The organism is Pseudomonas chlororaphis subsp. chlororaphis (assembly GCF_003945765.1).
Lineage (GTDB): Bacteria > Pseudomonadota > Gammaproteobacteria > Pseudomonadales > Pseudomonadaceae > Aquipseudomonas > Aquipseudomonas chlororaphis.
Window position 1 is genome coordinate 3,198,244 of the sequence record NZ_CP027712.1, and the last position, 22,045, is coordinate 3,220,288.

Here is a 22,045-nt window from a genome sequence, read left to right on the forward strand (position 1 = left end):
CCAAACCTGAGAACCCGAACGGAAAGGACCTGCACATGAACGCCTGGTGGCATGAAGTCTGGGTCACCCTGCAAGCGGAGTTCGCTGATATCGGCGATGCCCGGCAACTCACCCAGATCACCGTACGCCTGCTGATCGCCGCGCTGCTGGGCGGCATTCTCGGTTTTGAACGCGAGCACAAGGGCAAGGCCGCCGGGGTGCGCACCCACATGCTGGTGGCGCTGGGGGCGGCGCTGTTCGTGCTGGTGCCGCAGATGTCCGGCGCCCAGGCCGATGCCATGAGCCGGGTGGTGCAGGGGGTGATCGCCGGTATCGGTTTTCTCGGCGCGGGCACCATTCTCAAGGGTAAGCAGGACGAGGAAGGGCACGTCAAGGGCCTGACCACCGCGGCCGGGCTGTGGATGACCGCGGCGATCGGCGTCTCGGCGGGCGTCGGCCGCGAAGCCACGGCGGTGTTCAGCACCCTGCTGGCGCTGGCGGTCTTCAGCGTGATGCCCTGGATAGTGCGCAAGCTGGAAGGCGACGATGAACCGCCCGGATAAACGCCCTGAAGCGTCGCGGGCACACTCGCCGCCAGCAACGAAGGGATGCCCGCTGCCGGTTGGCGACGGCAGCGACGGGCAACCGATTGTCTACGCTTGTCATGGTTTGGGCGTAATGCTGTGACCGCAAGCGATGACCGGTGCCGGATCGATCGGCGGCTCCTCCTTGGGTGGTGGGGTAGTTTCGGGTGGATCTTCCTCGGGCACCGGTTGCGGCTCGGTTGGCGGCAACGTCGGGTGGTCGATGTTCGGGTCGGGCGTTTCCGCCGGGATCGGGATACTCATCGGCATGGCCTCCTTTGTGCTTGGTTTTGCACAGTCTCCCAAGGTGGACCCTCGCCCCGGTGATTTGATTCCCGGCGCGAAGGGAGGCAAATCCGGGTGAACTTTCCCGGCCCTGGTGTCTCGGAACCTAAGTGCTTCGCTGATCCGCGCGGGTCGCCGCCGACCCTGGGGGCCGCTCCCAAGAGAGGGCCCGCGCCGGAATAGACCAGCAACAGAGCGTCCATGGGGCGTAAGGAGTGATGCTCGATGACTGCCGAAAAAAGACCGACTGAACTGCAATACAACCCGAACCTGCCCCTGTCGCAGGCCTTGCTGCTGCCGCGTATCGTCATCGAGAACACTCGTCCGCTGATCGACGGTGGCCAGTTCGCGGTCAAGGCGGTGGCGGGGCAGGTGGTGCGGGTCAGCAGCAAGGTGTTCGCCGACGGCCACGACAAACTGGCCGTGCGCATCCGCTGGTGCGCCGAAGCCGACAGCCACTGGCACAGCGAAACCATGGAAGACCTCGGCAACAATAGCTGGGAAGGCCAGTTCACAGTGCCCAGCCAGGGCCGCTACCTGTATTGCATCGAGGCCTGGATCGATCAGTTCGCCAGCTTCTGCTACGACCTGCAGAAGAAACACCAGGCCGGCATCGCGGTCAGCCTCGAATTGCAGGAGGGCCGCAGCCATGTGCTGCACGCCGCCGAGCGCAGCGAAGGGCCGCTGCGCGAGCAGTTGCTGGCGCTGCACCATGAGCTGGCGACGCTGCTCGAAGCCGAGCAGGTGGCGCTGTTCCTGCACGAACGCAGTGCACGGCTGATGGCCGAGTCCGACCACCGTCCCTACCTGAGCCTGAGCCCGGAATACCCGCTGGACGTGGAGCGCGAACGCGCGCAGTTCGCCAGCTGGTACGAGCTGTTTCCCCGCTCGATCACCGACGATCCGGCCCGTCACGGCACTTTCAATGATGTGCACTCGCGCCTGGCGATGATCCATGACATGGGTTTCGACGTGCTGTACTTCCCGCCGATCCATCCCATCGGCCGCAGCTTTCGCAAGGGCCGCAACAACTCGCTGACCGCCGGCCCCGACGAGCCGGGCAGCCCCTATGCGATCGGCAGCGAAGAGGGCGGCCACGAGGCGATCCATCCGCAACTCGGCAGCCGCGAGGACTTCCGCCGCCTGGTGGCGGCCGCCGCCGAGCACGGCCTGGAGGTCGCCCTGGATTTCGCCATCCAGTGTTCCCAGGACCATCCCTGGCTCAAGCAGCATCCGGGCTGGTTCAACTGGCGTCCGGACGGCAGCATCAAATACGCCGAGAACCCACCGAAGAAATACCAGGACATCGTCAATGTCGACTTCTATGCCATCGAGGCCATCCCCAGCCTGTGGCTGGAGTTGCGCGACATCGTGGTCGGCTGGGTCGAGGAGGGGGTGAAGATCTTTCGCGTGGACAACCCCCATACCAAGCCGCTGCCGTTCTGGCAGTGGCTGATTGCCGATGTGCGGGCGCGGTTCCCGGAGGTGATCTTTCTCGCCGAGGCCTTCACCACGCCGGCGATGATGGCGCGCCTGGGCAAGGTCGGTTATTCCCAGAGCTACACCTATTTCACCTGGCGCAACACCAAGAGCGAACTGGCGACTTACTTCACCGAACTCAATCAGTCGCCGTGGCGCGAATGCTACCGGCCGAACTTCTTCGTCAACACGCCGGACATCAACCCGTTCTTTCTCCATGACTCGGGGCGCCCGGGGTTTCTCATCCGCGCCGCGCTGGCCACCATGGGCTCGGGCCTGTGGGGCATGTATTCGGGGTTCGAGCTGTGCGAGGCGGCGCCGGTTCCGGGGCGCGAGGAATACCTAGACTCGGAGAAATACGAGATCCGCCCCCGGGACTTCAGCGCCCCCGGCAACATCATTGCCGAGATCGCCCAGCTCAACCGTATCCGCCGACAGAACCCGGCGCTGCAGACGCACCTGGGCTTGCAGGTCTACAACGCCTGGAACGACAACATCCTGTATTTCGGCAAGCGCACCGCCGACCTCAGCAACTTCATCCTGGTGGCGGTCAGCCTCGACCCGTTCAACGCCCAGGAGGCGCATTTCGAATTGCCGCTGTGGGAACTGGGCCTGCCCGATGATGCGCAGACCCAGGGCGAGGACCTGATGAACGGCCATCGCTGGACCTGGTACGGCAAGACCCAGTTCATGCGGATCGAACCCTGGCAGCAACCGTTCGGCATCTGGCGCATCAGCGTTGCCTGATTTTGCGGACGGCCCGGAACGGGACGTGTTCCTGGCGGCCTCGAAGGTCCTTCGGACCTTATCGCAGCCTCGCAGGCTCGGCAGCGGCTACAGGCGCGATCGGTGTAGCCGCTGCCGCAGGCTGCGATCGGCCCGGAACGGGACGCGCTCTTGAGGCCGTCGAAGGTCTGCGGACCTTGTCGCAGCCTCGCGGGGCTCGGCAGCGGCTACAGGCGCGATCGGTGTAGCCGCTGCCGCAGGCTGCGATCGGCCCGGAACGGGACGCGCTCTTGAGGCCGTCGAAGGTCCTGCGGACCTTGTCGCAGCCTCGCGGGCTCGGCTGCGGCTACAGGTGCAGCGCTATCTGCGCGGCACGGACCCATGAATGTTCAGGAGTTACCCATGGCGAAGAAACCCAGGTCAGCCACCTTCATCAAGGACCCGCTCTGGTACAAGGACGCGGTGATCTATCAGGTTCACGTCAAATCCTATTTCGACTCCAACAACGACGGGATCGGCGATTTTCCCGGGTTGATCGCCAAGCTCGACTACATCGCCGACCTGGGGGTGAACACCATCTGGCTGCTGCCGTTCTATCCCTCGCCGCGCCGCGACGATGGCTACGACATCGCCGAATACCGCGGCGTCAGCCCCGACTACGGGACCCTGGCCGACGCCCGGCGCTTTATCGCCGAGGCCCACAAGCGCGGGCTGCGGGTGATCACCGAGCTGGTCATCAACCACACCTCGGACCAGCACCCCTGGTTCCAGCGGGCGCGCAAGGCCAAGGCGGGCTCCAAGGCGCGGGATTTCTATGTGTGGTCCGATGACGATCAGAAGTACGACGGCACGCGGATCATCTTTCTCGATACCGAGAAATCCAACTGGACCTGGGACCCGGTGGCCGGCCAGTACTTCTGGCATCGCTTCTATTCCCACCAGCCGGACCTCAACTTCGACAACCCGCAGGTGATGAAGGCGGTGCTGTCGGTGATGCGCTACTGGCTGGACATGGGCATCGACGGCCTGCGCCTGGACGCCATTCCCTACCTGATCGAGCGCGACGGCACTAACAACGAGAACCTGCCCGAGACCCACGACGTGCTCAAGCAGATCCGCGCCGAGATCGACGCCAACTACCCGGACCGCATGCTGCTGGCCGAAGCCAACCAGTGGCCGGAAGACACCCAGCTGTACTTCGGTCAAACAAAGAAGGGCGACGTGAAGGGCGACGACGGCGACGAATGCCACATGGCCTTCCACTTCCCATTGATGCCGCGCATGTACATGGCGCTGGCCCAGGAAGACCGCTTCCCGATCACCGACATCCTGCGCCAGACCCCGGAGATTCCCGCCAACTGCCAATGGGCGATCTTCCTGCGCAACCACGATGAGCTGACCCTGGAGATGGTCACCGACCGCGAGCGCGACTACCTGTGGAACTACTACGCCGCCGACCGCCGCGCGCGGATCAACCTGGGCATTCGCCGGCGCCTGGCACCGCTGATGGAGCGCGACCGCCGCCGGGTCGAACTGCTCAACAGCCTGCTGCTGTCGATGCCCGGCACGCCGACCCTGTATTACGGCGATGAGATCGGCATGGGCGACAACATCTACCTGGGCGACCGCGATGGCGTGCGCACACCGATGCAATGGTCGATCGACCGCAACGGCGGCTTCTCCCGGGCCGACCCGGCGAGCCTGGTCTTGCCGCCGATCATGGACCCGCTGTACGGCTACCAGTCGGTGAATGTCGAGACCCAGGCCGGCGACCCGCATTCGCTGCTCAACTGGACCCGGCGCATGCTGGCGATCCGCAAACAGTCCAAGGCCTTCGGCCGCGGCAGCCTGAAGATGCTGTCGCCGAGCAACCGCCGGATCCTGGCCTATACCCGCGAATACACCGGGCCCGACGGCAAGCACGAAATCATCCTCTGCGTGGCCAACGTGTCGCGCAGCGCCCAGGCGGCGGAGCTGGACCTGTCGGCGTTCGCCGGCATGGTGCCGGTGGAGATGCTCGGCGGGAATGCCTTCCCGCCGATCGGCCAGCTGAATTTCCTCCTGACCCTGGCGCCCTACGGTTTCTACTGGTTTGTCCTGGCGGCGGAAAACCAGATGCCGAGCTGGCATGTGGAGCCGGCCCAGAGCATGCCGGACTTCACCACCCTGGTGCTGAAAAAACGCCTCGAGGAATTGCTCGAAGCGCCGTCGCGCACCACCCTGGAGCAGAGTTCGCTGCCGACCTGGCTACCCAAGCGCCGCTGGTTCGCCGGCAAGGACAGCGCCATCGAACAGGTGCACATCGCCTATGGCGTGCGCTTTGGCGATCCGCAGCATCCGGTGTTGCTCAGCGAGCTGGAGGTCAGCGGCGGCGGCCAGAGCGGGCGCTACCAGCTGCCGTTCGGCCTGCTCGGCGAAGAGCAGATCGGCGCCGCGCTGCCGCAGCAACTGGCCCTGGCGCGGGTGCGCCGTGGCCGCCAGGTGGGGCTGATCACCGACGCCTTTGCCCTGGAAAGTTTTGTGCACAATGTCCTGCAGGCGATCCAGACGCACACCGTGCTGCCCTGTGGCGATGGCGAGATCCGCTTCGAGGCCACGGAGCAACTGGCCGGGCTCGGCCTGGGCGCGGAATCCGAAGTGCGCTACCTGTCCGCCGAGCAATCCAACAGCTCGGTGGTGATCGGTACTAGCCTGGTGCTCAAGCTGATCCGCAAGGTGGCCAGCGGCGTGCACCCGGAACTGGAGATGAGCGCCTACCTGACCGCCGCCGGCTTCCAGCACATTTCACCCTTGCTCGGTTCGGTGATCCGCCGGGACGGGCAGGGCGAGGACAGCCTGCTGATGATCGCCCAGGGTTACCTGAGCAATCAGGGCGATGCCTGGGAGTGGACCCAGAACAACCTGGAGCGGGCGATCCGCGACGAACTGGCCGATGCCATGTCCGAGCAGGACCAGCACTACAACGCCCTGGGCGAGCTGCGCGACTTTGCCGGCATGCTCGGCCAGCGCCTGGGGGAAATGCACCAGGTCCTCGCGGCGCCGACCACCAACCCGGCCTTTCGCGCGCGGCCGAGTACCGACAAGGACGCCCAGGCCTGGGCCAGGCAGATCGGCGCGCAACTGGAACGGGCCTTGCACTTGCTCAAGCAGCATCAGGCCGAGCTGACGGCTGAGGATCGACAGCGCGTGGCGTCGTGGAGCCAACACAAGACGGCGATCCTGGCGCATATCCAGGGCCTGGCGAAACAGGCGGTCGGCGGCCTGCGCATGCGCGTCCACGGCGATCTGCACCTGGGCCAGGTGCTGGTGATCAAGGGCGACGCGTACCTGATCGATTTCGAGGGCGAACCGGCCCGGCCGCTGGACGAGCGCCGGGGCAAGCACAGTCCGTACAAGGACGTCAGTGGGGTGCTGCGCTCCTTCGACTATGCCGCGGCGCTGGCCCTCGGCGGCCAGGGCCTCGACGCCTCGGCCCACGCCCTGGCGGCCCGGCAGCGGGTCACCGAGCGTTATCTGCGCGAAGCCCGCGAGTCGTTTGTCCAGGCGTACCGGCTGGCGGCAGCTAGTCTTGCTCATGCCTGGCAGGAAAAGAATGGCGAGGACGCCGCGCTGGCCTTGTTCAGCCTGGAGAAAGCAGCCTACGAAGTGGCGTATGAAGCGGAAAACCGTCCGGCCTGGCTCGCGGTGCCGCTGCGGGGGCTGCATGTGCTGCTAAGTGATATGAAGGTTGAGTGATGTGAAACCCTTTTCCGATACAAAAAGTGCTGGAGAGCAGTCATGAGTTTCTCGAACAAGGAACAGGGTGAGGTCAAACAGGCAATGCCCGCCGCGCGGGATATCGAGGCATTGGTGCGTGCCGAGCACCAGGACCCCTTTGCCGTGCTCGGCCCCCATGGCGACGGCGCCGGCGGCCAATTCATCCGTGCCTTCCTGCCGGGCGCCCTGAGTGTGCAGGTGCTGGCTCGCGATGGCGGGACAGTGCTGGGCAGCCTGGAGGGCACCGAGGTACCGGGGTTGTTTGTCGGGCACTTTGCCCAGGCCCAGCCCTATCTGCTGCGCACGCAATGGGCCGGTGGCGAGCATATTGGCGAAGACCCTTACAGCTTCGGCCCGTTGCTGGGGGAGATGGACCTGTACCTGTTCGCCGAGGGCAACCACCGCGACCTCAGTGCCTGCCTCGGCGCGCAGCTGAAAACCGTGGAGGGCGTCGACGGCGTGCGTTTCGCGGTCTGGGCGCCGAATGCCCGGCGGGTCTCGGTGGTCGGCGACTTCAACGTCTGGGACGGACGGCGGCACCCGATGCGCCTGCGTCATCCGTCCGGGGTCTGGGAGCTGTTCGTGCCGCGCCTGGGCCCGGGCGAAGCCTACAAATATGAAATCCTCGGCGCCCACGGCATCCTGCCGCTGAAGTCCGACCCGGTGGCGCTGGCCACCCAGCTGCCGCCGGATACCGCCTCGAAAGTCGCCAGCCCGCTGAGCATCGACTGGCAGGACCTCGACTGGATGCAGGCCCGCGGCGAACGCCAGCGCACCGACGCGCCCTTGTCGATCTACGAACTGCATGCCGGCTCCTGGCAATGCGAGGTGGACGATCTGGGCGAGGTGGCGCGCCAGTACGACTGGCACGAACTGGCCGAACGCCTGATCCCCTATGTGCAGAGCCTGGGGTTCACCCATATCGAGCTGATGCCGATCATGGAACATCCCTTCGGCGGTTCCTGGGGCTATCAGCCGCTGTCGCAGTTCGCCCCCAGCGCGCGCTATGGCAACGCCGACGACTTCGCGGCGTTCGTCAACGCCTGCCACCTGGCGGGCATCGGGGTGATTCTCGACTGGGTGCCGGCGCACTTTCCCACCGACGCCCACGGCCTGGCGCAATTCGACGGCACCGCGCTGTACGAGTACGGCAACCCGCTGGAAGGTTTCCACCAGGACTGGGACACCCTGATCTACAACCTGGGGCGCACCGAGGTCCACGGTTTCATGCTGGCGTCGGCGCTGCACTGGCTCAAGCATTTCCATGTCGACGGCCTGCGGGTGGATGCCGTGGCCTCGATGCTCTACCGCGACTATTCGCGCAACGCCGGGGAGTGGGTGCCCAATCGCCATGGCGGACGCGAGAACCTCGAAGCCATCGACTTTTTGCGTCATCTGAATGACGTGGTGTCCCTCGAGGCGCCGGGCGCCCTGGTGATCGCCGAGGAGTCCACGGCCTGGCCGGGCGTCAGCCAGGGCACCCAGCAAGGCGGCCTGGGCTTCGCCTATAAATGGAACATGGGCTGGATGCACGACTCGCTGCATTACATCCAACAGGACCCGGTGTACCGCGCCCATCACCACAACGAACTGAGCTTCGGCCTGGTGTATGCCTGGTCCGAGCGCTTCATCCTGCCGATCTCCCACGACGAAGTGGTGCACGGCAAACGTTCGCTGATCGACAAGATGCCCGGCGACCGCTGGCAGAAGTTCGCCAACCTGCGGGCCTACCTGAGCTTCATGTGGACCCACCCGGGCAAGAAGCTGCTGTTCATGGGCTGCGAGTTCGGCCAGTGGCGCGAATGGAATCACGATCAGCAACTGGACTGGTACCTGCTGCAATACCCCGAGCACCGCGGCGTGCAGAAGCTGGTGGGCGATCTCAACCGGCTGTACCGCGAGCATCCGGCGCTGCACGACCAGGACGACGCGCCCCAGGGCTTCCAGTGGCTGATCGGCGACGACGCGATCAACAGCGTCTACGCCTGGCTGCGCTGGAGCAAGGACGGCAAGCCGCTGCTGGTGGTGGCCAACTTCACCCCGGTGCCGCGCCAGGCCTACCGGATCGGCGTGCCCTTCGCCGGGCGTTGGGGCGAGTTGTTCAACAGCGACTCCGATACCTACGCCGGGTCCAACTATGGCAATGGCGGCGGGGTGTTCACCGAGGACGTGGCGAGCCACGGCCAGGCGTTGTCGCTGGCATTGAACCTGCCGCCGCTGGCGGTGCTGATCCTGCAACCAGAGGCTTGATCCGGTTAGCCGTCGCGCCTGCAGGGCAATTCCTGCAGGCGCGAGCGCACCTGGTGTCCCTGAATCCCTGTAGCCGCTGCCGCAGGCTGCGATCGGGCTCGCAGAGCCCGCAACCCGGACGACGCGTATGGCCGATGCTCCCTTTGCGTCGGCTGCGCCGCCGATCGCAGCCTGCGGCGGCTACAGGTTTTTACCAGCGCATCCGCACCCCCAGGCTGCCGATCAGCCCGTTGAGGTCGTTGTCGTCCACATCGCTGCTGTAGTCGGCGCTCACATACAGGCTGACGACAGGGGTAAGCCTGGCCACCAGGCCCAGGCCGACTTCGACCGTGGAGGACTTGCGGCTGCTGCTGATCTTGTCGACCTTGTCCAGGGTCAGGGTGTCGCCGCTGTACACCGTGTGCCACAAGCTGGTGCGCACATAGGGTTCCACCGAGTGTCCGGCGACGTCGTAACGGCCTTGCAAGTGGGCCCCGACGCGGCCGCTCCAGGCGTTCAGGTTGCCGGCGGAGCGGCTGTTGCTATCGGCATTCGGGTTGTCCAGGCTGACGCGCTGGTTGATCAATTGCGCCTGGGGTTCGACCACCCAGTTGTCGCTGATGCCGATGGGAATCCCGCCTTGCACCGACAGGGTCACCGCGCTGCCTTCGGCGGCTTGCCGCTGGCCTTGCTCGGTGCGGCTGAAGCCGCTGACCCGGGCGCCGCTGGCCGACAGATCGACGTGCCAGCCCTGCGGACCGGTCAGGCTCCAGAACGCGCCAAGACTTTGACCCTGGACACTGAAACGGTCGTTACGCGGGTCGCTGAAACCGCCGGGCACGCCCTGGCCGTTGGCCTGGAACTGGCTCTGGCCGCCCAGCAGGCCGATGCGCTGGGTATGCCCGCTGCTGCTTTCCAGGGTGTAGAGCACCGGGCCGCCGGGCGTGTCGTTGATGCTGCTGGCAAAACGCGAACCGAGGTAGCCGACTTCGGTCTGCCGCGCCGCGGGCCCGTACAGCGGGTCCCAGACCTGCGGGCTGCCTTGCACGATACCCAGGCTGTTGCCCCGGGGCTGGCTGGCCGGCATGGGCGTCGCGGATGTCGCGGGTGTCAACAGGCGGTTCAGGAGCAGGTCCTGGCGATACCAGAGCTGCGCCTCGTCCTCGGCAGGGGACGCTTGTACCTCCATGGAAGAACACAGCAATACCGAAGCGGAAACTGTGCACAGAATGATCTTGATCTCTTGTGGGGTGAGTGAAGTTTTCATGGAGGGCTACCTTGCAATCGCATGCCGTGTCTCGCCGTGGCGTCTCTCCTACCCCGAATGAGGGGCGACCGAGTTCGTTGAGGCAAGGCTCGGCGACCCGCTCTAGAGCAGGTATCCGAGGCTTGCCCCTGGTTGTATTTCCGGGGGTAGTAAGCTGTAGCTAAGGAGACGACTCCGCGATCGTCAAGAAAATGACCGACCAATGGCGTAGGTAATTCAGGCTGTGTAACCGACTGAAAAAACGCGATTCTCTAAGTTCTTGTTTGTGCGAAAAAACGTCGGAAGAGACGGGGGAAAACGATTTTCGGTAGCCCACTACCGACTCGTCCTTTGCAGGCGAGTCGGTGATTTTCCTGGGCCAAGGGCCGCGTCAGGCCTTGGCCAGCGCGCTGGCCGCTTCGTCGATCAGGCCGGCGACCGCGGTTGCCGGGGAGGCGAGAGTGGCCTGGTGGGCCGCCAGACCGATGATCCTCGATGCCTGGGCGAAGGCATCAGAGGTGCACTTCCACCGCCAGCGGCAGGTGATCCGACAGGTGAGTCCAGGGCTTGTGCCCGAGGATCTTCGGTGCGTGGCTGCTGGCGTTGCGCAGGTAGATGCGGTCCAGGCGCAGCAGTGGCCAGCGCGCCGGGTAGGTCTTGGCCGGCCTGCCATGGTGGCGTTCGAAGGCTTCGTGCAGGTCGTCGCGGCGGGCGAGGGTGGCATTGCCATGCAACTGCCAGTCGTTGAAGTCGCCGGCGATGATCACCGGCGCATCGTCCGGCAGCGACTCGAGCAACTGGCACAACAGCGCCAGTTGCAGCTGGCGATGGCTTTCCAACAGGCTCAGGTGCACGCAGATCGCGTGCACTTCGGCATGCCCCGGTACATCCAGCACGCAATGCAACAGCCCGCGGCGCTCCGGGCCGGTGATCGAGACATCGAGGTTGCGGTACTGGCGGATCGGGTATTTCGACAGCAGGGCGTTGCCGTGATGGCCATCGGGATAGACCGCGTTGCGCCCGTAGGCGAAGTCGCTCCACATGCTGTCGGCGAGAAACTCGTATTGCGACTGCTGGGGCCAGTTGCCGTAGCGGCTGGCGTGGCGGTCGTGCTCGCCCAGCACTTCCTGGAGAAACACCAGGTCGGCCTGGGTGCTGCGGACCGCGTCACGCAGCTCCGGGAGAATGAAACGGCGGTTCAGGGCGGTGAAGCCCTTGTGGGTGTTGACGGTCAGGATGCGCAGGCGATGGACCGCCGGGGGGTCGTCTGGCGCTGCCGACGTGACCGGACGCCTGGTTGAATCGGTGCTCACGCTCACTCCTCGTAATCAGGGCGGTTACTCATGCGACTGACACTTTGCCGGTCAGTTCAGGTTTTCCCCGGTCTGCCCGCATCGGGGCAGCCCTACATGAAAAAGATTTCGTAGGACTGGCGCAGCCGCTCCAGCACCACCGGCGTCAGGGTCGGGGCCAGGCCGATGCCCGGATCGCCCTGCAACTGGCTGGCATAGGCATGCGCCGCGTGGCGCTTGCGGGCCACGGTCCAGGTGTCGAGGCGCAACTTGCGGGCGCGGTGCCAGGGCAGCAGCTGTTCATCGCGCGCCGGCCAGTGCCAGGCCCACACCGGCACTTCGTGGAACGCCACGCCAGCCTGGGCCGCGGCCTTGGCGCTGGCCCGACCGACGGCGTCGTGATCGTCGTTGCCGTCTTCGCGCCAGGTGCTGAACACCACGTCATCGGGGCGCAGGTAACGGCCAATGAACTGGCTCAACTGATGCTCGCGTTCCTGCAGCCCACTGTCGGCAAAGCCGCCGCGAATCCACTGCAGGCTGTGCAGGGGCAAACCCAGGCGGCGCAGGGCCTCGACACTTTCCTGGGGGCGGAACACGCTCAGGCGCCGCTCCGACCACAGGTCGGAGCCGGGGTGGCTGGCGCTGCCGTCGGTGATGGAAATCAGTTGCAGCGGATGGCCATGGTGGGCCAGTACCTGCAGCAGGCCGCCGCAGGTCAGCACTTCGTCGCCGGGGTGCGGGGCAATGACCACCGCGCGAAATCCGGGCGGCACCAGGCTGGCAAGGTTGATGGAGGGGACGTCGAGCAGTTGGCGGGCGCCGTTCCAGACCTGCTCCGGCCAGTTGTCGCTCAGGGGTATGGATCTCATGGGTGTCACATCCTTGTTCCGGGGCAGTCGGCGCACGGTGACGGACCGGGCCGCTTGGGTTCGCACCCGGTATCGGTCCGGGTGCCGGCGCTCCATACCTTGGATTGCCGTCCTGCAAGAGCGTTCAATCATACACAGCCGTTGGCCTCCGTCGCAGGGGCCAGCGATTTTTTCCGATGGCGACGCTCAGCTGTTCAAGATAGCGGGGAATGGATATCCGGCACTATCGTACATGTGTCTGATGGGCTGGCCACTGCCCGCCATTCAATCCGGCAAATGGCCAATGACCTGCTCAATCGTCATCCTCGTGCTGCAGTTCGAACAGCAGCAGCGAGCGCCCGGTCACCGAGTACCGGTGGCCGAACTCGAAGCGTTCCTGGCCTTTCACCGAGGGCTGGTTGGTGTCGATCATGCAGGTCCAGAAGCCGCCGTCGGGCACTTCCGGCAGGCTGAAGTTGACGATGTCGTGATGGGCGTTGACCACCAGCAGCAGGGTCGCGTCGGCGCCGGGGCGGCGTATCCCGGTTTCCTGGGCGCGGCCGTCGAGCAGCATGCCCAGGCAGCGGCCGTGGCTGTCCTGCCATTGTTCGATGGTCATCTCGCTGGCGTCCGGGGCGAGCCAGGTGACGTCCTTGACCCCGATATCCTCGTTGTAGTTGCCCACCAGGAAGCGTCCGCGGCGCAGGATCGGGTAGGTCATGCGCAGCTTGACCAGGCGCTTGACGAACTTGAGCAGCGACTTGCCGTCCTCGTCCAGGTCCCAGTTGACCCAGCCGATTTCGCTGTCCTGGCAATAAGCGTTGTTGTTGCCGTGCTGGGTGCGGGCGAACTCGTCGCCGGCAACCAGCATCGGCGTGCCCTGGGCCAGCAGCAGGGTGGCGAAGAAATTGCGCATCTGGCGCAGGCGCAGCGCATTGATCTGCGGGTCGTCGGTGGGGCCTTCGACGCCGTGGTTCCACGACAGGTTGTGGTTGCTGCCGTCCTGGTTGTCCTCGTCGTTGGCTTCGTTGTGCTTGTCGTTGTACGACACCAGGTCATGCAGGGTGAAGCCGTCGTGGGCGGTCACGAAATTGACAGAGGTATAAGGCCGCCGGCCGCGCTGGTTGAACATCTCGCCGGAGGCGGTCATGCGCGCGGCGAAGTCGGCGAGCTGGCCGTCGTCGCCTTTCCAGAAGGCGCGCACGGTGTCGCGGAACTTGTCGTTCCACTCCACCCAGCCCGGCGGGAAGCCGCCCACCTGATAACCGCCGGGGCCGATGTCCCACGGCTCGGCGATCAGCTTCACCTGGCGCAGCACCGGGTCCTGGCGGCAGGCCACGAGGAAGCTGTGGCGCTCGTCGAAGCCATCGTGGTAACGCCCGAGAATCGTCGCCAGGTCGAAGCGAAAACCGTCCACGTGCATTTCCGTGGCCCAGTAGCGCAGCGAGTCGGTGACCATCTGCAGCACGCAGGGATGGCTCAGGTCGAGGGTGTTGCCGGTCCCTGAGTCATTGATATAGAAGCGTTTGTCGTCGGGCATCAGGCGGTAGTAGGAGGCGTTGTCGATGCCGCGCATGGACAGGGTCGGGCCTTGCTCGTTGCCCTCGGCGGTGTGGTTGTAGACCACGTCGAGTATCACTTCGAGCCCGGCTTCGTGCAGGTGCGCGACCATTTCCTTGAATTCGGCGATCTTGCCGCTGGCCAGGTAGCGCGGGTCGGGGGCGAAGAAGGCGATGCTGTTATAGCCCCAGTAATTGGTCATGCCCTTGTGCAGCAGGTGCTGGTCATTGACGAAGGCATGGATCGGCAACAGCTCCACCGACGACACCCCGAGCTTGCGGATGTGTTCCAGCACATCGTCGACCATCAGCCCGGCGAAGGTACCGCGCACCGCCTCCGGCACCGAGGGATGACGCATGGTGAAGCCGCGCACGTGAGTCTCATAAATGATCGTTTTGTCCCAGGGCACGCTGACCCGATGATCGTGGCCCCAGGTGTGGGCCGGGTCGATCACTTTGCATTTGGGTACGAAGGGCGCGCTGTCGCGCTCGTCGAAACTGAGGTCGGCGTCGGGGTGCCCGATGGTGTAGCCGAACAGCGCCTCGGACCATTTCAGCTGGCCCACCAGCTGCTTGGCATACGGGTCGATCAGCAGCTTGTTGGGGTTGAAGCGATGACCGTTGGCCGGGTCGTAGGGGCCATGCACCCGATAGCCGTAGATCAGCCCGGGGTGGGCGTCGGGCAGGTAGCCGTGGAAGATCTCGTCGGTGTATTCCGGCAGTTCGATGCGTTCCAGCTCGACTTCGCCCGTGGCATCGAACAGGCAGAGCTCGACCTTGGTGGCATTGGCCGAGAACAGGGCAAAGTTGACCCCCAGGCCGTCCCAGGTCGCGCCGAGCGGGAAGGGCAGGCCTTCGCGGATGCGCGAGGGCTCGGTGGCTTGCGGGGTTTTCGGCGTGGCGGCTGCTTTGGCGGTGGTCATGGGTGCTCCTGCGAATCAGATGGGCGAATGGGCTCCCTGTGGCGCTCGGGCGCGCCACGCACATGGGCAAGGTCGGCAGTGGAGGATGGCGCGAGCGCCTCGCAGCAGAGGCGTCAGCTGGTCGCTGGCTTGCGCGGTGCCCGCGGCTTTTTCGCCGCGCTGCTTTTGCCTCCGGGCGGCACCTTTTCTCCAGGAGGTAGCTTTTCTCCAGGAGGTACCAGGGGGGCCGCCGCCGCGGGTTTGGCGACGGCCTTGGGCTTTGCCGCGGGCTTGCCGGGCTTGGCGCTGGCGGCGCGGGTCGCCCTGGGCGGCTTGCTCGGGGCCAGGGCCTCGGCTTCGGCCAGCTTGCGGGCCATTTCCCAATGTCGGTGTTCCTGGCCGTCGGGCCGGCCTTCCGATTCCCAGATTTGATAGGCGAACTCACGAATGCGTTTGTCGTCGGTACTCATCGCAATGCTCCTGAACTGAACTCAAGTTTGGATGAAGAGGTTGACCGGGAAATCCCGCAATGCGCTGCTGATCATCAGATCCTTGTGGGGTGTGACTGCCCCCGTGGAAAAAAGTCCCTTCAGGTGTTGTCCTGGCGCGGCGAATGGCAGATGCACACGCGTATCGCCCCAATCCGGCGCGTCGACCCGCGGTTGCGCGCCGCTTTCCAGCAGCCCGGCGACCAGCCTGGGCACAATCACCACGGCGCGCTGGCCCTGGTGTTCGCGCATGAAGGCCAGCACCTTGCCAGCGTGTCGGCCCTGTACCGGCAGCGGCTGGTAAGTGCCCCGGCGAAACAGCTGCGGGTATTCGCCCCGGCGCGCCAGCGTGGCGGCGATCAGGGCCTGCTTGATGCGCCCGTCACGCCAGTGGGCCAACAGTTCCATGGTTTCGCCGCAAGGGTCCAGGGCCTGCTGTCGGGCGGCGAAATCCACCGGGCGACGGTTGTCCGGGTCCACCAGGCTGAAGTCCCAGAACTCGTTGCCCTGATACAGGTCCGGCACGCCGGGCACGGTCATGCGCAGCAAGGATTGAGCCAGGCCGTTGAGGGCGCCAGCGGGCGCGATGACCTGGACGGCTGTGCCGATGGCGCTGCGCAACGGCAGGCCCTCGGGGCTGAGCAACAGGAGCTCGATGAAGTGGTGCACGGCACTTTCATAGGCCTCGTTGGCCGCCGCCCAGCTGCTGTGCAGCTTGGCTTCGCGCAGGGCTTTTTCCTGCCATTGCCAGAGGCGCTGGGCATAGCCGCGCAGGCCCTGGCGGTCGTCGCTGTGCAGTTCCAGCGGCCAGCTGCCGAGCAGGGCCTGATAGAGGATCAGCTCGTCGCCGGCACCGGGCGCCTGGGGATCGCTGCGCAGGGCCTGGGCCAGGCTGCGCCAGTGTTCCACCTGTTCGACGTACCAGGGGCCGAGTTCGCTGAGTACCGCCAGGCGCGCGCGGGCATCTTCGCCGCGCTTGTGGTCGTGGGTGGCGCTGGCCAGCAGGTTGTCGGGGAAAGCCTTCAGGCGCTCGCGGCAGGCGGCGTGGAAGTCTTCCACCGGGGCGCAGAACTGCTCGGTGGAAAAACCGACGTCGTTGCGTGACAGCAGCACCGCCGAGCGATAGAGCGCGGTGTCTTCCACCGCCTTGGCCGCCGTCGGCGAGGTCAGTTGCTGGAAGCGCACGCAGGCATGCTTGAGCACCTTGCGCGGGCGCCCCGGTGGCAGCTGGCGCCAGCCGCGGCCGCCAAGCCACTGTTGCAGGTAGGCCAGCACCGGCCAGTCGGCTTCGCCCAGAGTGTCGCGGGCGCCTTGCAGGGCCTGCTGGAAAACCGCCTCGTCCGCCGCCGAGCGCCCGCAGGCACCGATGTAGGTGCGGTACACCGGGAAGTGCACGATCAGTTCCTGCAAGGCACGGCGAATGGCGCCGAGGGTCAGGTCGCGGCTCATCACATCGTTGCGCGCCACTTGCAGCAGGGCCTGGGCCACGCTTTCGAAATCGCTGGCCAGCGAGCCGTTGAGCAATTGCTGGCGCGCCAGCCGGGCCTCTTCGAGAAAGGCCGCCGGCCGTTCGCTGTGCCGGCTCCAGAGTTCGGCCAGGGGGGCGGCGCCTTGCGGGTCGTGTTGCAGCAGCGACAGCTGGTTCATGAACTCATAGCCGGTGCTGCCGTCCACGCCCCAGTCGCGGCGCAGGGTTTCGCCAGCGCCGAGGATCTTCTCGACGTAGATCGGCAAGTGCTGGCCGGGACACAGGGCGTCGACCCGGCGCCGCAGTTTGCGGCAGTAGCCGCGGGGATCGGCCAGGCCGTCGATATGGTCGATGCGCAGCCCGTCCACCAGGCCGGCGGCGATCAACTGGAAGATTTTGCCGTGGGTGGCCTCGAACACCGCCGGGCGCTCGACCCGCAGCCCACCCAGCTCGTTGACGTCGAAGAAGCGCCGCCAGTTGATGTCGTCCGCCGCGGTGCGCCAGCTGGCCAGGCGGTAGCTCTGCTGCTCCAGCAGGGCGTGCAGGCGGGCGAAACCCTGCGGCTGGCGCGAATCGTAGCGCGCCAGGTGCTGCTCGATGGCCGCGCGGACCTGCGGTTCACGGGCGGCTTCCTGCAGTTGCTGTTGCAAGGGCTCGGCCTGGGTGTGGGCATCGGACTGGTAGCGCAGGGTGCTGAAGGCATCGGCCAATGGCTTGAGACGTTCGGCCGGTTCGGCGTCGGTCTCGCCCTGGAGCCGCAGCAGTTCACCATAGTCGCTGGGGCAGATCGGGAAATGATGCTGGTAATGCTCGACATGAAACTCGCCCCGTTCGGCATCGAAGCACAGCCTCAGCGCGCCTTCCTGCAGGGCCACGCCGTAGTCGCTGCCGAGGAACGGCAGCAGCAACTGGCCTTCCAGCAAGGGGTCGGGGGAGTGCCACTGGATATCGAAGAATTCGCCGTAGGGGCTCAGGCGGCCCCAGCGCAGCAGGTCCTGCCACCAGGGATTGTCCGCGCCGCCGACCGCCATGTGGTTGGAGACGATATCCAGCAGCAGGCCCATGTCGTGCTGGCGCAGGCTGCGGACCAGGCGCTCCAGGGCGGCCTCGCCACCCAGCTCGGGATTGACCCGGGTCGGGTCGACCACGTCGTAGCCATGCATCGAGCCGGCGCGGGCGCACAGCAGCGGCGACGCGTACAGGTGGCTGATGCCCAGGTGGGCGAAGTAGGGCACCAGCGGCACCGCGTCGTCGAGAGTGAAGCCGCGATGAAACTGCAGGCGCAGGGTGGCCCGCATGGGCGGGCTGTGGTGCGTGGAATCCTTCATCGGTCGCGCTCGTGGGCCTGTTGCCGGGCGCAGGCCAGCAGCTCCAGGCGGCGCGCGGCGTCCGGGTCGTCGAGCAAGGCCGCGCTGCTGCCGGCCAGGCGCCGACGCCAGTTGGGATGGCTGTCGAGGGTGCCGGGCAGGTTGGCCTGTTCGTCGATGCCCAGGGCGTCCTCCAGGGGCAGCAGCACCAGCGGTGCGCGGGTATGGCCGAGGAAGCGCACGCTGGCGTCCACCACCTGATCGGCTTCATGAGTGTCTTCACGAAAATTCTGCGGGTCGCGACTCAGGGCGTGGCGCAGGCCCTCGCGTTCGCGCTGGCGATGTTCGCGCCAATGGGTTTCGCCGCTTGCGTCCACCAGGCCCAGGCGCGCGCTCCAGTCGATGTCGCGGCCCTGCCACCAGCCGTTGAGGGTCGGCAGGTCGTGGGTGCTGGTGGTGGCCAGGGCATTGTCCGGCCAGTCGAGGATCGGCCGGAAGTGCGTGCCGTGCTCCTGCTCGAACAGCAGCACGCGCATGCCGAGCATGGCCCGCGCGCTGAGTTTTTCCCGCAGGCCGTCGGGCACCGTGCCGAGGTCCTCGCCGAGGACGATCGCCTGGTGCCGGTGCGATTCCAGGGTCAGCAGGCGCAGCAGGTCGTCCACCGGGTAATACAGGTAGGCGCCGTCGCAGGGCGGGGCGCCGAGGGGGATCACCCACAGCCGCTGCAAACCCATCACATGGTCGATGCGCAGGCCGCCGGCATGGGCGAAGTTGGCCCGGAGCATTTCGATGAAAGCGTGGAAGCCGTTGCGCACCAGGCCCTCCGGGGAAAAGGCGGAAATGCCCCAGCCCTGGCCCTGGCGATTGAGAATGTCCGGCGGCGCGCCGACGGTCAGCGCCGCCAACAGTTCGTCCTGGCGGCTCCAGGCCTGGCTGCCGCCGCCGTCGGCGCCCACCGCCAGGTCGGCGATCAGGCCGATGCCCATGCCGCTGCTGCGGGCGGTGGCCTGCACCCGCTCCAGGCAACGGGCGATCAGCCATTGGCAGAAGGCATAAAAGCCGATATCGGCGGCGTGCTCCTCGGCGAACTGCGCCAGCGCCGGGCTGCGTGGGGTGCGCCAGGCGTCGGGCCATTCGCGCCAGTCGAGGCTTTCGCCGCGGGCCGCGCGCTGGGCCTGGATGGCTTCGAAGCGGCAGTGGTTTTCCAGGGCCTCACCGCTGGCGTGGCGGAAGCTGGCGAAGTCCTGGTGCAGCGGATGCTCGCCCTGGCAGAAGCCGTCATAAAGCGCGCGCAGGACTTTCTTCCGGGCCTGGGCCGCCACCGGCCAGTCGACCATCGGCTGTTGTTCCAGCTGTTGCAGTTGCGGCCCGAGGCCGCTGGCATCGATCGCGCTGCGCCAGGCCCGCTCGCCGAGAATGGTCCCGGGCGCGGCGTACAGGCTGTTGAGAAACAACCGGCTGGACGGCGAATAGGGGCTGTAGCGGCCGGTGTCGCTGCTGAACATGGCATGCAGCGGGCTGATGGCCACGGCCTCGGCGCCCCGTTCGCCGGCGACCCGGACCAGGTCTTCGAGCGCTTGGGTATCACCATAACCGCCGTCGCCTGCGCGGCGCAGGGAATACAGCTGCACGCTCAGGCCCCAGGCGCGGGGCGTGGCCTGGTCCACGGCGTCGGCGACGCTGTAGCAGCGCTCGGGCGCCACGGCCAGGGTGAAGTGCTGGCCGGCGATGCTCACCTCCTGGTAACCCACCGGGACCAGGCCCGGCAGCATGGAGTTGGCGTCCAGCCTGAGGTTGAGCACGCCGCCGTCTTCCAGGTGGATTTCGCAGGGCGTGTCCGGGGCGAAGTAATGCCCCAGGTCCAGGCCCTGGCCGGCGTCGGCGGTCAGCAGCGGCGGCAGTTGCCGGCTCTGCTGCACCTGTAGCAGCTGGCGCAGGCTGGCTTCGATCTGCCGGTCGTTGTCGGCCGGATGGCCGAGGCTGGCCAGCACGGCGCGCAGCACCCGTGGCTCGACCCGTTGCGGGCGGCCGTTGGCGTCGATCCAGTCGACGGCCAGGCCGGCCCGGCTGGCGAGGATTTCCAGTTGCGCGTCGCTCATGGGTGTTCTCCGTCAAGGTCTGGCGTGGGGGCGACTGCGCCGAGGCTGACCAGCGCGCTATAGGGGGCGAGAGTGCCTTGGTGCAACCGCTCGAACGCCTGGGCCGGGTATTCGAACAGGCGCTGCGTCGCGCTTGGCGGCTGTTGCGCGACGTTGTGCGGGCTCAGGTTGAGGTCGATGCGCAGTTCCTGGCCATTGCCCAGGCGCCAGCGGGCACAGAGCGCGCCTTCGGCCAGCACCTCGGCGCCCAGGGCTTCGGCGCCGGGCAGGTAGGGCACGATGTGCTCGCGGCGCAGTTGCAACAGCTGGCGATACAGCGCCAGGGTCTGCTCGCCCTGGGCCGGGTCCGCCTGCGGCCTCGACGCGAGGAAGGTGTCCGGCGCGTTCGGGTCGGGAATCTGCTCGCGTTTATGCGGATCGGCGAAGGCGCTGAAGGCGGCGAATTCGCCGCGTCGGCCCTCGCGCACCGCGTCCGCCAGTTCGCCGTGGTGGCTGGTGAAAAACAGGAAGGGCTGCGGCGCCGCCAGTTCGTCGCCCATGAACAGCAGCGGGATCATCGGCGACAGCAGCAACAGCACCGTGGCCGCCCGCAACGCCTGTGGCTCGGCCAGGCGAACCAGGCGTTCGCCGAAGGCGCGGTTGCCGATCTGGTCGTGGTTCTGCAAAAACAGCACGAAGGCGCTGGGCGGCAAATGGCTGCTGGGTTCGCCGCGAGGGGTGCCGTGGCGGGTGACGTGGCCCTGATAGGCGAAGCCCTGGCTCAGGCAGCGCGCCAGTTTCTCGGTGGGGCGTTCGGCGAAGTCGGCGTAGTAGGCGTCGGTCTCCCCGGTGAGCAGCACATGCAGGGCGTTGTGGCCGTCGTCGTTCCACTGCGCGTCGAAGTGCTGCTCCAGCAGGCTGGCCTGGTTGTACTCGTTTTCCACGGTCAGCCAGACCTGCCGCGCCGGGTCGATCCGGCGGCACACCCGCTGCGCCAGTTCATGCAGGAAGTCCGGGTCGTCGATCGCATGCACGGCGTCCAGGCGCAGGCCGTCGAAGCGGTACTCCAGCAGCCACATCAGGGCATTGTCGATAAAGAAGTCGCGCACGGGCTGGCGGCGGAAGTCGATGGCCGCGCCCCAGGGCGTGTGCCGGTCTTCCCTGAAGAAGGCCTTGGCGTAGTGGTGCAGGTAATTGCCGTCGGGGCCGAAGTGGTTGTAGACCACGTCGAGTATCACCGCGAGATCCAGGCCGTGGGCGCTGTCAATGAGGTGCCTGAGGTCGTCGGGCGGACCGTAGGAGGCTTCCGGCGCATAAGGCAGGACGCCGTCGTAGCCCCAGTTGCGATCGCCGGGAAACTCCGCCAGGGGCATTAGCTCGATGGCGGTGATGCCCAGCTCGGCCAGGCGCGGCAGGTGTTTTTCCACTGCGCGGTAACCGCCGAGCACGCCCACATGCAGCTCGTAGATCACTGCTTCGTGCCACGGCCGGCCTTGCCAGTGCGGGTGCCGCCAGCGATAGGCCCGGGGATCGACCACCAGGCTGGGGCCGTCGATGTCGCCGTCCTGGGCCCGGGACGCCGGGTCGGGCACGCGGATCTGGTCATCGATATCGAAGCGGTAGCGGGTGCCGGGCGGGCACTGGCCGATGACCATGAACCAGCCGTTGGCCTGGGGCAGCATGGGCAGCGACACGCCGTCTTCGAGTTCGACGCTGACGTGCTGTGCGTCCGGCGCCCAGAGGGCAAAGCGGGTGCGCTCGGTATCGAGCGCAGTAGCGCCGTGGGGCCAGGTTTCCAGAGTCCTTGACGGCATCCAGG

The 22,045-nt window shown here is 66.4% G+C and carries 13 protein-coding genes; 4 read left to right on the forward strand and 9 right to left on the reverse strand.

What is annotated here, in order from left to right:
• The first annotated feature begins 35 nt into the window (after positions 1-35).
• The gene (locus C4K27_RS14735; RefSeq protein ID WP_007930978.1) at positions 36-542 is read left to right on the forward strand and encodes an MgtC/SapB family protein; all 507 of its coding nucleotides are present in this window, start codon (positions 36-38) and stop codon (positions 540-542) included.
• A 99-nt stretch (positions 543-641) separates the two neighbouring features.
• On the opposite strand, the gene C4K27_RS14740 is transcribed toward C4K27_RS14735, so the two are convergent.
• A complete protein-coding gene (locus C4K27_RS14740; RefSeq protein WP_007930980.1) occupies positions 642-827 on the reverse strand; it encodes a hypothetical protein in 186 nt (61 codons plus the stop codon).
• 246 nt (positions 828-1,073) lie between these two features.
• Here C4K27_RS14740 and C4K27_RS14745 point away from each other — a divergent pair, with 246 nt between their 5' ends.
• From C4K27_RS14745 to glgB, 3 genes are all read left to right on the forward strand, one after another.
• Positions 1,074-3,074, forward strand: coding sequence for an alpha-1,4-glucan--maltose-1-phosphate maltosyltransferase (locus C4K27_RS14745; RefSeq protein WP_053261016.1), 2,001 nt, complete (start codon positions 1,074-1,076; stop codon positions 3,072-3,074).
• Positions 3,075-3,455: 381 nt separating this feature from the next.
• Complete coding sequence (treS, locus tag C4K27_RS14750; protein WP_053261017.1) at positions 3,456-6,788, forward strand: maltose alpha-D-glucosyltransferase; 3,333 nt, start codon at positions 3,456-3,458, stop codon at positions 6,786-6,788.
• Between the two features lie 42 nt (positions 6,789-6,830).
• A complete protein-coding gene (gene glgB / locus C4K27_RS14755; protein ID WP_053261018.1) occupies positions 6,831-9,059 on the forward strand; it encodes a 1,4-alpha-glucan branching protein GlgB in 2,229 nt (742 codons plus the stop codon).
• A gap of 190 nt (positions 9,060-9,249) precedes the next feature.
• Here glgB and C4K27_RS14760 read toward each other — a convergent pair whose 3' ends face one another.
• The 8 genes from C4K27_RS14760 to treZ form a co-directional block, all read right to left on the reverse strand.
• Entirely contained in the window at positions 9,250-10,305 is a 1,056-nt protein-coding gene (locus C4K27_RS14760) for an autotransporter domain-containing protein (protein WP_053261019.1), read from the reverse strand.
• A 491-nt stretch (positions 10,306-10,796) separates the two neighbouring features.
• Positions 10,797-11,597: an endonuclease/exonuclease/phosphatase family protein gene (locus tag C4K27_RS14765; protein ID WP_053261020.1), complete on the reverse strand. Its 801-nt coding sequence runs from the start codon at positions 11,595-11,597 to the stop codon at positions 10,797-10,799.
• 92 nt (positions 11,598-11,689) lie between these two features.
• Complete coding sequence (locus C4K27_RS14770) at positions 11,690-12,445, reverse strand: PIG-L deacetylase family protein (RefSeq protein WP_007926788.1); 756 nt, start codon at positions 12,443-12,445, stop codon at positions 11,690-11,692.
• A gap of 292 nt (positions 12,446-12,737) precedes the next feature.
• Positions 12,738-14,906, reverse strand: a complete 2,169-nt coding sequence (gene glgX, locus C4K27_RS14775) for a glycogen debranching protein GlgX (RefSeq protein ID WP_053261021.1) — start codon at positions 14,904-14,906, stop codon at positions 12,738-12,740.
• 113 nt (positions 14,907-15,019) lie between these two features.
• Positions 15,020-15,355, reverse strand: a complete 336-nt coding sequence (locus C4K27_RS14780) for a DUF2934 domain-containing protein (protein ID WP_053261022.1) — start codon at positions 15,353-15,355, stop codon at positions 15,020-15,022.
• A 21-nt stretch (positions 15,356-15,376) separates the two neighbouring features.
• Positions 15,377-18,169 (reverse strand): malto-oligosyltrehalose synthase, encoded by a 2,793-nt coding sequence (locus C4K27_RS14785; RefSeq protein ID WP_053261023.1) that lies wholly within the window; start codon positions 18,167-18,169, stop codon positions 15,377-15,379.
• Positions 18,166-20,247 carry a 4-alpha-glucanotransferase gene (malQ, locus tag C4K27_RS14790; protein WP_053261024.1) on the reverse strand — a complete coding sequence of 694 codons (2,082 nt, stop codon included), beginning with the start codon at positions 20,245-20,247 and terminating at the stop codon, positions 18,166-18,168. Before malQ ends, C4K27_RS14785 begins: the two co-directional genes overlap by 4 nt.
• On the reverse strand, positions 20,244-22,040 hold the full coding sequence (gene treZ, locus C4K27_RS14795) for a malto-oligosyltrehalose trehalohydrolase (RefSeq protein WP_053261025.1): 1,797 nt from the start codon (positions 22,038-22,040) through the stop codon (positions 20,244-20,246). Before treZ ends, malQ begins: the two co-directional genes overlap by 4 nt.
• Between the last annotated feature and the right edge of the window lie 5 nt (positions 22,041-22,045).